Annotated in this window: 16 protein-coding genes; 4 read left to right on the plus strand and 12 right to left on the minus strand. The window is 38.7% G+C overall.

The window, feature by feature from the left end:
* Positions 1-43: 43 nt before the first annotated feature.
* Positions 44-367 carry a YuzD family protein gene (locus JN080_RS06860; protein WP_256235186.1) on the minus strand — a complete coding sequence of 108 codons (324 nt, stop codon included), beginning with the start codon at positions 365-367 and terminating at the stop codon, positions 44-46.
* Between the two features lie 170 nt (positions 368-537).
* Between JN080_RS06860 and JN080_RS06865 the strand changes: the two genes are divergently transcribed.
* Positions 538-759, plus strand: coding sequence for a NifU family protein (locus tag JN080_RS06865; RefSeq protein WP_256235264.1), 222 nt, complete (start codon positions 538-540; stop codon positions 757-759).
* Between the two features lie 40 nt (positions 760-799).
* Here the strand turns inward: JN080_RS06865 and JN080_RS06870 are convergent, their stop codons facing one another.
* Positions 800-1,789, minus strand: coding sequence for a 2-hydroxyacid dehydrogenase (locus tag JN080_RS06870; RefSeq protein WP_256235187.1), 990 nt, complete (start codon positions 1,787-1,789; stop codon positions 800-802).
* 84 nt (positions 1,790-1,873) lie between these two features.
* Complete coding sequence (gene yutH / locus JN080_RS06875) at positions 1,874-2,878, minus strand: spore coat putative kinase YutH (RefSeq protein ID WP_256235188.1); 1,005 nt, start codon at positions 2,876-2,878, stop codon at positions 1,874-1,876.
* Between the two features lie 187 nt (positions 2,879-3,065).
* Here yutH and JN080_RS06880 point away from each other — a divergent pair, with 187 nt between their 5' ends.
* Positions 3,066-3,572 (plus strand): phosphatidylglycerophosphatase A family protein, encoded by a 507-nt coding sequence (locus JN080_RS06880; RefSeq protein WP_256235189.1) that lies wholly within the window; start codon positions 3,066-3,068, stop codon positions 3,570-3,572.
* Between the two features lie 116 nt (positions 3,573-3,688).
* Here the strand turns inward: JN080_RS06880 and JN080_RS06885 are convergent, their stop codons facing one another.
* Both JN080_RS06885 and JN080_RS06890 read right to left on the minus strand, forming a co-directional pair.
* The gene (locus JN080_RS06885) at positions 3,689-4,453 is read right to left on the minus strand and encodes a TIGR01457 family HAD-type hydrolase (RefSeq protein WP_256235190.1); all 765 of its coding nucleotides are present in this window, start codon (positions 4,451-4,453) and stop codon (positions 3,689-3,691) included.
* A 63-nt stretch (positions 4,454-4,516) separates the two neighbouring features.
* Positions 4,517-4,954 carry a DUF86 domain-containing protein gene (locus JN080_RS06890; protein WP_256235191.1) on the minus strand — a complete coding sequence of 146 codons (438 nt, stop codon included), beginning with the start codon at positions 4,952-4,954 and terminating at the stop codon, positions 4,517-4,519.
* Between the two features lie 302 nt (positions 4,955-5,256).
* Here JN080_RS06890 and JN080_RS06895 point away from each other — a divergent pair, with 302 nt between their 5' ends.
* Entirely contained in the window at positions 5,257-5,529 is a 273-nt protein-coding gene (locus JN080_RS06895; RefSeq protein ID WP_256235192.1) for a DUF3055 domain-containing protein, read from the plus strand.
* 72 nt (positions 5,530-5,601) lie between these two features.
* Complete coding sequence (locus JN080_RS06900; protein ID WP_256235193.1) at positions 5,602-5,892, plus strand: cytosolic protein; 291 nt, start codon at positions 5,602-5,604, stop codon at positions 5,890-5,892.
* Between the two features lie 218 nt (positions 5,893-6,110).
* On the opposite strand, the gene JN080_RS06905 is transcribed toward JN080_RS06900, so the two are convergent.
* From JN080_RS06905 to JN080_RS06935, 7 genes are all read right to left on the minus strand, one after another.
* Complete coding sequence (locus JN080_RS06905) at positions 6,111-6,551, minus strand: GlcG/HbpS family heme-binding protein (RefSeq protein ID WP_256235194.1); 441 nt, start codon at positions 6,549-6,551, stop codon at positions 6,111-6,113.
* 15 nt (positions 6,552-6,566) lie between these two features.
* Positions 6,567-8,444, minus strand: a complete 1,878-nt coding sequence (locus tag JN080_RS06910; RefSeq protein ID WP_256235195.1) for a XylR N-terminal domain-containing protein — start codon at positions 8,442-8,444, stop codon at positions 6,567-6,569.
* A 29-nt stretch (positions 8,445-8,473) separates the two neighbouring features.
* Positions 8,474-8,758 carry a 2Fe-2S iron-sulfur cluster-binding protein gene (locus tag JN080_RS06915; protein ID WP_256235196.1) on the minus strand — a complete coding sequence of 95 codons (285 nt, stop codon included), beginning with the start codon at positions 8,756-8,758 and terminating at the stop codon, positions 8,474-8,476.
* Positions 8,759-8,860: 102 nt separating this feature from the next.
* A complete protein-coding gene (locus JN080_RS06920; protein ID WP_256235197.1) occupies positions 8,861-9,691 on the minus strand; it encodes an alpha/beta fold hydrolase in 831 nt (276 codons plus the stop codon).
* Positions 9,692-9,738: 47 nt separating this feature from the next.
* Positions 9,739-10,764, minus strand: coding sequence for an NADH:ubiquinone reductase (Na(+)-transporting) subunit F (locus JN080_RS06925; protein WP_256235198.1), 1,026 nt, complete (start codon positions 10,762-10,764; stop codon positions 9,739-9,741).
* 170 nt (positions 10,765-10,934) lie between these two features.
* The gene (locus JN080_RS06930; protein WP_256235199.1) at positions 10,935-11,219 is read right to left on the minus strand and encodes a hypothetical protein; all 285 of its coding nucleotides are present in this window, start codon (positions 11,217-11,219) and stop codon (positions 10,935-10,937) included.
* A 26-nt stretch (positions 11,220-11,245) separates the two neighbouring features.
* Positions 11,246-12,751 carry a YHS domain-containing protein gene (locus JN080_RS06935; RefSeq protein WP_256235200.1) on the minus strand — a complete coding sequence of 502 codons (1,506 nt, stop codon included), beginning with the start codon at positions 12,749-12,751 and terminating at the stop codon, positions 11,246-11,248.
* Positions 12,752-12,758: the final 7 nt, after the last annotated feature.

The following is a 12,758-nucleotide window of genomic DNA, read 5'->3' on the forward strand; positions in this document are numbered from 1 at the left end:
ATTTCCTACCCACATAAAAAAGGCACTCCATTAATTGGAATACCTATTTTTCCTTATAACCATATTGTTCAAGCTCTGAAAAAATTGTTTTTAAACGCGGGTTCCCTTCCCCGACTACTTTATCGTTAATAACGATGACCGGATAGAACATATCCTCTTCAATAACCTTTACTGCAAATTTTTGTTTTGATGCCACTTCAGGCGGATTATATATGTCTACATAGGAAATTAGAAAGGGCTGATCCGGGAACTTTCTTGCAATAGCTGCTTGAAGCCACTCACATGTATCCTTTGAAGAAGGTAAATTGACACAACTTGCACATACCTGTTCAGCACCGTAAACAATTATTTCAACATTATTTTCCATGATAATCTATTCCCCACTTTTCCTTTTATTTTATACTATATATAAGTTATTAACCAGAAAATTAATTTGCAATTAATTCTCAATTAGCAGAACTACAGGATGGATTTTTACTAGCAATGACATTATAATAAGGGTTAGGAAAGGAGTCGATTTGTTTGGCAGAGTTAGAAATGAAGGAACAAGTTCAGGAAGTATTAGATAAATTGCGTCCCTTTCTTCTTCGGGACGGTGGGGATTGCCAGTTAGTTGATGTGGAAGACGGCATTGTAAAACTACGTTTGCTTGGCGCTTGTGGCAGCTGCCCAAGCTCAACTATCACTCTTAAAGCTGGTATTGAACGCGCACTTTTAGAAGAAGTTCCAGGTGTGCTTGAAGTTGAACAAGTATTTTAAAGCGATTGCCATTTGGCAACCGCTTTTTTTCTTTAATTTATTACACCAATTGAATGGGTTTCCACTCTTTATTTACAAGCGTAAGTGGTTCCTTACCAGTCAAAACTGCTTGGATATTATCGATACACAGCTTCATCATCGTTATCCGTGTTTCGAAACTCGAGCTGCCAATATGCGGAAGGGCTACTACATTTGGAAGGCTTAGTAATGGATGTTCTTCACTAATAGGTTCCTTCACAAATACATCCAATCCTGCACCGGCGATATCCTTAGCCAAAAGGGCGTCATACAAGGCGACTTCGTCAACAACTGGGCCTCTTCCTGCATTAATAAATATAGCGGTCTTTTTCATTTTCTTAAACGTCTCACGTGTAAATATATTTCTTGTTTCATTTGTAAGTGGCGTCAAACAAACAAGAAAATCGGATTTTTCCACTAATTCATCAAATGAGCAATAAACCGCTCCCAACTCTTTTTCTGCTTCAGGTTTTCTTGTCCGGTTATGATAAAGAATTTCCATATCAAATCCTGTTGCCCGTTTCGCAACGGTTTCACCAATTTTCCCCATTCCGAAAATTCCAATAGTTTTATGGTGAACATCGTGACCTGCTAGCAATAGTGGACTCCAGCTTTTCCATTCATTTTTTTTGACAAGCTCTGCTGCTTCAACAACTCTACGCGCTGTTGCCATTAATAATGCAAATGCTAGGTCTGCTGTAGTGTCGGTTAAAACATCGGGTGTATTACAAACAGCTATTCCTCTTTTTGTAGCGGTTTCAAGATCTATATTATCAAAGCCTACGGCCAAATTGGCCACTACTTTTAATTGATTCCCTGCCGATAGAACAGTTTCGTCAATAGAATCAGACAGCATTGTTAATAAGGCATCCGCGGTTTTGGCTTCATTTAGTAACATTTCTCTTGGGACTTGAACATCTTCATAATCCCACATTTTAACTTGATATTGCTCTTGAATCACTTCGATGACAGCTTCAGGAAGCTTTCTTGTAATAAAAATAGTTGGTTTCATTCGGTATTCCCTTCTTCGCCTAAATTGACTAATATCATTACATTGTTATTTTAGCATAATAACAATCACTTTCCAGTGACATAATTAGTACAACCACTCTGGTTTTGAAAGGTTTACTCTCTTTATTGGAGCCCCAGCCAATTCATAAAAGCTCCCTAGAAAACGTTCATATTCGCCAGTTTGCCGCAAGATTTTGGTCAATTGCTCCTCTAATACTTTTTTTTCTTGTTCTGAACGAGTAATATAGTAATTTTCAACGCATTCAAAATAATGAAGCGGAAACAGAATTCTCGAATAAAGCAATTTCCATGAAAATGGTGAAAGTGGTGCAACTCGAAGGTACTCTTGAAAAAAATTCTTAACATCAAGCTGGTAGGTTTGGTTATTGTGAAAATAGCGTTCCCTTGTCCATTCCGCCAAATCACGGCTCCGATGATCGAAAACCCAATCAAAGGGATTCTTGATTAAATAGTCCGTACCCCAGGACATAGTAGAGAATCGTTCATGGCAGACTGTTCCATTATCCACCTCTGTTGGATTATCATCGATCTCGGTATCAACTAAATATTGGATAGCATTTTCAGTTAAACCCATATAATAGGGAAAGGAATCAATAAACAGTCTTTCAAATTCATCTTCGGGTGTTTGAAATAGCAGTCCATTCCACACCCGTTCCATTTGCTCCAAACGCTGCTCCCAAAGTCCTTTCCATTGACCTATTCGACTTAAACGCTGGATCTGAAACGGAACCATTCTCCCTCGTTCATGAAACTTTGCCAGCTTTCTCCCCAATTTTAGCGGTCGCCGTTTATCTGTTTGCCGCAAGGCCAGAACACAATACTGATTGTTTTCCCACTCTGTCAGTAGCTTTCCCTCCTTTGAAGGAAGAAAAACGGGGACATAACTGTCACCATAATTTCTCATGTGCTCGGCAATCTGTTCTAATTCGCTAATTTCATCCTCTTCACGATTGCCTGGCTGTGGACACAAATATACCCAGCCATTCCCTCTAAGAGCCTCATAAGAATTAACCATCACATGTTCCTGCGCCTTTACACCATATTGCTGTTCCAGCATTTTTTCAAGCATTTGCACGCCTCTCTTCCACACCTTTTCTTATGTAATATATATGTTTAAAGGTAAAAAACTTGTTAGATCCTTTAGTAAATAGCGAAGAAAATGGAGAAAGTAAACTTGTTCCCTTTTCCAAAAAAACGCATATTTTATGGCAAAGATATAATATTTGTAAAATATATAGAATGGGTGATATGAGGAAATGGCAGATGACAAAAAAATAGGATTGACGGAAGAAACTGCCCGTAGATGGCTTAAGGAGAGAGGTGTCACGGTTCAGGATATCGCCGATTTAGTTTTTTACCTACAAGAAAAATATCACGAAAACTTAAAGATGGAGGACTGTCTTGCTAATGTTGAACGAGTTCTGTCCAAGCGGGAGGTACAAAATGCCATCATAACTGGTATTCAGCTTGATGTACTTGCCGAAAAAGGCATGCTGGAGGAACCACTTCAAGAGATTATTAAAACGGATGAAAGCCTATATGGAGTTGATGAAATATTGGCTCTTTCGATTGTCAATGTTTATGGATCAATTGGTTTTACAAACTATGGATATATTGATAAGCAAAAACCTGGTATACTAGCGCACTTAAATGATAAGTCAACAGGGGAGGTCCATACATTTTTAGATGATATTGTTGGTGCGATTGCGGCTGCGGCTTCAAGCAGACTTGCCCATCGTGCAGCAAGAGAAAATGGATTATAATAGTTAATCTAGTTTAAGGTTTTTAAGCGCACTAGCAAAAAGGATGGGGTATCCATCCTTTTTTCAATTATCTAGCATCAGCGACTAGTGCACTTCGCAACAGGGCGCTTCCGCCTTTATATTTCCCACTGATCTAAGGAATCGATGGAATAGGTTGGTTTGCGATTATATTCCGCAAGCATTTCCTTTGTCGTTACACCAGTGTGAACCAAAAGCGTGTCCATTCCAGCATTCATGCCAGCAAGAATGTCGGTATCATAATAATCACCGACCATTAACGTCTCTTCTTTTCTAGTTCCCAGCACCTTTAGAGCCTGCTCCATAATAATGCTTTCTGGCTTGCCAATAAAGATGGGGTTTATTTGAGTAGAAACGGTAATCACTGCTGTAATTGACCCATTGCCAGGCATAAAGCCTCGTTCCGTAGGCAGTGCGATATCTGCATTGGTAGACACAAAAACAGCACCGTTACGGACAGCTAAACAAGCTACCGCTAACTTTTCGTAGGTGAGCTCCCGGTCAATCCCGACAACAACAAGATCTGCATTCTCTCCTGCAAATTGAAACCCTTTTTCTTCAAGTGCAGTTCGAATCCCTTCCTCCCCAATCAAATAGATAGAGGCGTTCTTTTTCCTGTCATAGATGTAATTAGCTGTTGCCTGACCTGTTGTAAAAACAAGCTCCTTCTCTGCTGGAATATCAAACCCGCGTAATTTTTCTGCAACTTGAGCAGGAGTCCGTGAAGAATTGTTAGTCACAAATAAATAGGGAACTTTTTGTTCATTCAACCTTCTTACGAAATCACTGGCAGCTTCTATTCGCTCTGTGCCTTTATACATCGTTCCATCTAAATCAATTAAATAGCCTTTATACGGTTTCATCCTATCACTCCTCATGGATGTATATTACCAAAAATAAAGAGACTGCATGTGCAGTCTCACCAATTAATTTCTAAAAGCAGATACCGGACCTAATTCATTTATGAGGTATTCCCTAACATTGCTTGTAAAAAGAGAGAAAATTTGAAGGTTTGCTGCGAATTGTGTTTGTAATTCAAGGTGGTTGATTTGCGTATACGACTGAACAAGCACTTTACGATAGGAAATAAGCCTTTTTAGGGTATTGCCAGTTTCTTCTGAAACAACTTTTTCATCCATTAAGATATCAACAATATCTTCGTAACTGCCCGGATCCCGCATGATAAAACCGTCAATCATCGCGTTTCCAACATCGATGACAGCTTCAAGCAGCATTTGGACAATTCGCTCTAATGCAGCCTTTTGAATCGGTGTTGACCACTCCTTCTCTTTAGAAAAAAGCTCGATCAGCTTCTCTATGTATACTAATGTTTCTTCAATTTTTTGACGATCAACAAAATACATTCTATTCCCTTCTTTCAACATTTTTTAAGATAGCATATGAGTAATCAATGAATCATCCTAAAGAAATAAGGAAATATCATCACCATGTGAATTTTAGCCTTCCCATGGATCGACGGACCATTGATTTTATCCCTCCCAGAAGTCACCAGAAAATATACTTGTATTGTATCACAAAACGCTCTACTGCATATTTTTCATTTTTATGTTCGATTAGAATATTTCTTAATTATTTCCCATTTCTTAGCTGGTTTTGGTAAGATAAAATGGAGTTTACTTTAAATTGCGAATAAAGGGGTAAAATTATGACAGAACGCTTTTTTTTATATGATGATACAGAAGATACGAAAACAAGATTTGTTAGTTTCGTTGGCGAGCATCAGCGCTTTGACTTAGCGATCATTAAGACGGAACGACATTTTGGAAAAGAGCTTGTCTTAGACATTCAAGGCAATCGCTTTGCGATCGTTGGTCCTGACGATTTAAATGAAGAAGGCTATCTGGAGTATGCCTTTCAACTTAATGAAGAAGACGCAAAGGAGCTGCGCTCATTTTTAACTGAGGCCATTTCTTTTTAACAGAACTCATTTAATAAAGGACATGTTTTTTTCTTCTTTAGCTATACTAAAACCGTAAAGGAGTGAAAAAACATGGTTGAAAAAGATACTGAACAATATTCAGACTTCTCAAATGTCGAAAAACAGCGGAATTATCTAACAGCAGAAGAATTTCCAGAAGGCCCATTTGGGTCGCCAATTAGAAAGAATGAACCCGTTCAAAACAAAAGCACTCCCTGGGAAGAAGGGCAGCGCCACTATAGTGCTTTTAATTATGAATTTAAATCACTACATCAGGATATTCCAAGGCAAATGCCTGGTGCGCACCTACCGCACGATGATCCGGATACAAATGAGCAGCCGCCTTATAAACCAATGGGATAAAACAAAAGCGCAAGCGCTCGTTTAGCGACGTATGGACTGGAGCACACTGACTGAGATAAAGGAAACACGAAGAGCGGTAGCGATTCGATGTTGACTTATCGTAGGGAAGTGGGCGAAGTACACTAGTCGCTGGGCGCTGGAGCTGGACGTAAATAAATTACAAAATTAAGGGGTGTCTCATGCTTGCTCTTGGGACATCCCTTAAAAGTTGGGGTTATTTACGATTCAATTGAAAGGGACTGGTTCAATACTTCCAGTGCTTTTGCAGCACACTTGCCGTCTTCCTCAGCAGATCCGCCGGACACACCGACTCCTCCTGCTAATTGTTTGCCAATATAGATCGGGATTCCCCCCTCAAATACAGTCAAGCGATTCGTATGTACAATTCCGTGCAGAAGGGGCGGTTCTTTTTCAATTAATGGATACCACTCAGACGTAGGTATTCCAAAAGCGGCTGCAGTATAGGCTTTATTTTGAGCAATTTCAGAACTTAATAATGGAGCCCCATCCATACGAACAAATCCTTTTAAATTTCCGCCATCATCCGCAATCGCAACATTCACGGCAATTCCTAATTGATTGGCTTGTTCACAAGCTGCCTCCAGCATCTCCATTACAATTTCTCTCGTGATTGCTGGCTTTTCATAGAATACTTTCATTCTTATTGTCCTCTCTTAATCGATCTCTAGTTCTCCCAAAACAAATAGACACTGCATTGCTACATAAATTTCATGTCTAATATATGGAGTGCTAATTTCCATTTGCAAAATTTCATTAATGCGTCCCAAGCGATATCGTAACCCACTGATGGATAAATTCATGGCACGTGCTGTCTTATGAACGTTTGATCCATTTTCCAAGTAATAATAGAGCGTTTTGGTTAATTCCATATTCTTGTTTTTATCTTCTTCAATTAAATTACCTAATACTTTATAGGCAAACTTTTCTATGGTATCCAAATTATTTGCTTGAAGCAAAATCCCTACAAGTCCCAGGGTATCGAAATAGACTAAATTTTGATGGCGATTGGCTACTTTCACTGAGGCAATACTTTCATCATATAAGTTTGCAGCGTTTTCAATTGAAGGGGAATTTGAACTAACTCCCATTTTTACTAAAAACTCAGGAGAAAGGTTTGAACAATACTCAAGTAAGTGCTTACAAAATTCTTCTTTATTTAGATGAGTTTTCAGAATTGTTCTTTCTGATAACAATATAATCACATTTTCAGATCTTTGATCGATTAAAGCGTTTACCTGTTTGTTCTTAAAAAAGGTTAGCAAATTATTTATGAATGGATCGTTAAATTCTAACTTATGAATAAGGGATGGTTCTTTAAATCGGTGATTAATGACAATCATAAAATAGGGATTGTCTAATTTGAAATCGATATAGTGTGCCCGTTTAACAATTTCGGACATGGTTAATCTTTTGTTCAAAATATCCTCTAAAAAACTTCCTTTCATGCGCTGCTCTGTATTGAAACGGGTCTTCTCATTTAGTACATTAAGAGAACATGCTAATGCAGCTTGTTCTAAGACCATCTTATCAACTTCTTTTAACATCGTTCCATTATAAAGAAATGAACAGTATCCATAGACACTTTGGCCTAAATAAATTGGTGTAATCACTCGTCTATGGCTCTCAGATATATCAAGCAACAATGTTTTTTTGCTGTCTCTCCATGTAGATGCTTTCTTACTTTGCTGATTGTCTACCCACTTTTTTAATTCCTCTGAATATTCCTGTGCCTTTTTAGTCGGTAACCCTCCAGCTGCTAAAATTGTTAAATAGCGGTCTTCAATAATGACTGGCATTTTCATCGTTTGGGATAAGACATCAGCAATTGATTTCATGCCTTTTTCTCGAAGTACTTCCTTAACTAACTTGTGATGTACATGATAGGTCTTACTTAAATTATCTCTCTCAATTCTAAGCTTTTCGTATGTTTCATCCAATTCGTCGATGATTCGGTCGGCTTCATAGAAACTGATTTCATTCTTGATGTCGATATCTTCATTCCATTCGTCTTCTGTTTTGCAAATCCAATGACAATGGTTATCTCCCATTCCCTCACATTGAGTTTCCTTCACGATCACTCGTTTCCCCATCACCGTAGACAGGTAACCGCTTGCATAGCCAACTAACGTGTGGCATACAGTATGATCACTCTGGCCAAAAAGTTTTAGGTGTTCCTTTGCCTCATAGGAATTTTTCCAGTCTCCTTCAAAATGTAAGTTTCCCTTATCAAAGTCAGCATCACAGACACCTACTTCTACTTCTACAGTACCATTTAGTGCATGCATTTTAGGACCGACCAATAAAATGTCAAGATCGTTCTCCCATTCCATTTCCTTTGCCTTTAAGCTATCACTTACCCCACAATTCCATCCATAACGAAGAAGAAACCCTTTAGCCCTAGTTAGTCCTAACGTATTAATCAGTTCCTGCCGTAGGACCCCGAAGGCAGAGCTGGGAACCGAAATCATTCGTTCAAATTCCTGAAAATTTAATGAGCCTAACCTGTCATCGTTTAATTCAACATGCTTCAACCGATATCACCGCCCCAGAAAAGAATTGTTTAGGATGGCTGAATTCGAACCTCTAAGTCACTCTTTGGATAGGTTTTACACGCAAGTGTGTAATTTAGCTCTCTTTCCGAATCGGGAAGGACAGCCTTCGAGCTTTTGCCTCTTTCGAAGTCACCTGTCTTGATCTGGATCTTACACATTCCACATCCGCCACCCTTACAAGCATATTGTATAACAATTCCTTGACTCCGTGCAGCATCGAGGATTGTTTCATTATCATTACATGTAAATTCAGGCTGGTTATCATGGTCATCTTTTACTTTTACTTTAAACATTAGCATGCTCCTCCAAAGCAACCAAATTTAATTTTATTTACTGTAAAATATAGGTTCACTTAGGATAAATGAACCTATATCAACTTGATCTTGCTATCATGTTTATACATTGATGGGTGTTTTACGAAGAAAGAAATTTTTACAAAGTTGGGCAAATTCATCCTTTTTCTCAATTTGAGTCCAATGTCCACATTTCGAGAATAGATGCAACTCTGAGTTTGGCAGCAGATCTAGAAGCCTTAAACTAGTTTCTTTATAAGGGATGACGAGATCATCTCTTCCGTGAACCATTAACACATCATTTTCTATTTTTTTGATTTCTTCTTCTGGCAGGGCTAATTGATTCAATTTTTCCTGGCGTGGTTCAGCAAACATTTTTGAAAAAGCTTCTTGAAGACCTGGTTGGATACTTGCTTGATAGCGTAACTCTGCTAATTCGTCAGTGGCAAATTCTTGGCTGTAAGCAAAGATTTCTAATAATTTTTTCATATTTTCAATACTTGGCTCGTATCCCCATACTTTATCTAAACCATACGTCATCTGAAAAGGTAAAGCAGCAGCCCCCATTAATACCATCTTTCCAACCAAATCGGGTCTTTTATTGGCGATTTGCAATGCCAGCGCTCCGCCAAGAGAGTTACCAATAATATGCACCCTGCTTTGAACAACTTCTTCAATAAAATGAATGAGGTGGTTTGTCCATGTTTCAACGCCAAATTCAACATTTTCATGCCTTTCCGTATAGCCAAACCCAACAATATCAGGCGCAAACACATGGAAATTTTCTGATAGTTCTGGAATAATCAATCTCCAGTTTGCCCAAGCAGTAACTCCTGGCCCTGAACCATGTATCAATAGGACAGCTTCCCCTTGCCCGCTTTCATGATAATGTGTTGAGATACCATTCACATCAATGTATTTTGAATTGTCCATTATTATCCTCCTAATTTTAGAGCAAATGAAAGTAATGTTTTATAAACTTAGAATTCATCAAAAGAGATATTGTTGCCCTTCACTCCGCCTTTATAGAGAACATCACAGGCTGTTTCAATCATTATCGGCGGACCACAAAGATATGCGTCCATGTCTTGCATGTTGTCAAGCTTGCGCCCGATTACATCAGCAATAAAACCAACTTCGCCATCCCACTCTTCTGAAGGATCATGATTTGATAAGGCTGGAACGAAATGGAAATTTGGATGACGTTTGGCCAACTCCTGCCATTCCTCCGTCAGGTACAAATCATTTTTTGTTCTTGCCCCATAAAAGAACCACGCTTCTTTTTCGAAGGATTGCGAAAATAAATCTTCTAATAGTGACTTAATTGGCGCCATTCCGGAACCACCCGCGATGAAGATTAAATCTTTATCTCTGTTACGAAGCTGCATGTTTCCATAAGGACCTGATCCTGACACGACATCTCCTGCTTGTAGGTCACACATATAATTAGAACCTTTACCATCTGGAACACGTTTGATATGAAACTCTAAAATATTGCCATCTCGATATTTATTTGCCAATGAATAGGCACGTGTATCCTTTAAACCAGGGATATCAAATTCAAAAAACTGACCTGAAGCATATTCTATACTTTCTGGTTCTTGTAATTTTAACTTGACGATGTGAATATCATGCGTACAGGCTTTATTTTCCACAACCTCAGCTTCGAAATCATGAACTGCATAGAAAGGGAGATCACTTTCTTCTTCATCCACTTCAATGACTAGATCACTTTCTGCTAACGTACTGCACATTAGGGTAAAGCCTTCTTCTCTTTCAAAACTCATTAAAGAGTATTCAGAAACACGATCCATGATTTCATATTCACCATCAAGGACTTGGCACTTACAAGCGGAGCAACTACCGTGACGACAACCGTACGCTACCTGTACACCATTACGAATCGCTGCATCTAAAATGGTTTGGCCTTCCTTAACTGTAATTGTTTTTCCACTTGGTTCTAATGTGATTTCATATGTTTCAACCGCTGTTTTTGATTGGCCCATCTTTCGATCTCTCCTCCCGTAATCTGCATAATTACTTTGTGCAAACGTAAGAAATCTTTGTAAAAAAAAGCTTGTTCATAAAACTGCTTTTTCTCCTTCATGTAAAATCGTTATTTTCACATGAAGGAGAAAGAGTCTATAAAGTTGTTAAGCAGAGTCTTACATGGAACTTACGCTGTGATAATTTCTAAATAATCTCCATTGCGAATTCCTGCTTCTTTAACGGTCTCATCTAAAGAGATTTCTATTTGACCATCCGCCCGAATCAAGAATAAACGATAGTTTCCTTCCATATTAACCTTCCATGCCTTTAAACAAACCTGTAACAATTCTTTCGTTGACATATGATGGTGGGTTCTTATTCCAATATTCCCCTGAAACAAATCATTTTCTGTGACTTCTTTTAGTACTGGCCAAACGATCAATTGATTTTCCTGCTTCAAATAGTTCGCCATTTTGTTCACTCCTATTTCAATTCGCTCTAGAAAAATTTCTTATCTAACCCTAAATGTTTTCTATGCTCCAACCAGCGGGCATGTTCTCTTGAAGAATAATGTTCACCCGCTTCTTCTGGAGATAAACCTGTATATTTAAATATTCCAGCTATTGGATCTTCCCCAAATTCTCCACTTAAATAAGCTTCTGCCGGCCACCAGATTTGCACATATTTCTGTGGTTCACTATCAAAAATATGCTTACAGCCTGGTGAACAGGTCATATAGGTTTTATTGTTATATTCGCTGTATTGCGTCCACATTTTCGATGGATTATCCGGATCCGGAAACTCAGCAGGAATTTGACATACACTGCATACAGATGGAATTCCAGGGCTTGCCCCAGCCAATACGTGATCATCCATACGGCGGAAGTATGGCGAATAATATCGATCAAATGTATCTGGATATTCTTTTGATAACCATTGATAATCATCAGGCTGCAATTTGAATCCTCTAAAAAGGTTCGCGTGCTTATAGTGATCAAGGATACGCATAACCGCATGAGAATAATGTTCTTTTTCTTTTATGCTGTCTTCGGCGTGCTTTGGCAGGCGAATGCCGTATTTTCGTAAATCTTTAAACAACCCGTTAAACACTTGTTCTTCTACATAAATTTCAAACGCTTTTTTCCAGGAAATTGGACGTATACGTGGATAATAATCAACAAGTGTCGCAATTACTGAAAACAGGCGATAAGCTCTCCAATACCACTTATCCAGCCATCCTTGAATAATCGGAATATTGCGATCATCTTCTTCCAGCAACATTTTCAAGGCAGACATTCCTAAAGCCATATGTCGTGATTCATCTGATTGTACTGTTTTCCCAACAGCAGCAAAGTTATCATCGCCCACCGCACCCGCAGATGAAGCAAACGGTAAGAATAGAATATTGGTAAACACGTACTCGAATGAGAATGAAATCGCCATTAGCGCTTCGAACGGACCAGCTGTCATTGCATCATCAAAAAATGATCTTGGTACCGTATTAAACCATAGATTTTGCGTCGTATTCGCAAAGTTATGAATTCCATCAATTTCTTTACTCATATGAGCATAGTGTTTAATTTCAATTTGAGCATGACGCAGTTCATCAATTGCCTGATTGAATGTAGCAAAGCGAATCGCTTCAATTGGAATGTTACGTCCGACATATGCCATTAAGCGGTGGGCAGAATATTCAGCAGGCTGAACGGCTGTCGCGAATACTTTTACCCCTTCATACCAACGTGAATCAACGACTTTCGCATGGCCATCATTTGCTTCAAAGGCATTTCGAACGGCATGGTAGATCCCATCTTTCTCGGATTGAATCTTCACGTATTGGTTGTAGGCCATGCGGAAAGGGTCTTCCCATCTGCTTGGGTCTTTCAGAATGATGCCTTCTTTTTCAATCAAAGGATACACTTTATTCATATCAAAGTCTTTTGGTTCCCACATTAAATCTCTTGTCATTGCATGGTATTTTTCTTTCATTCCTAATTTAGCCATTTGTTCT

Origin of the sequence: Bacillus sp. EB600 (assembly GCF_024494385.1) — a bacterium.
Classification (GTDB): domain Bacteria; phylum Bacillota; class Bacilli; order Bacillales; family Cytobacillaceae; genus JAEVLT01.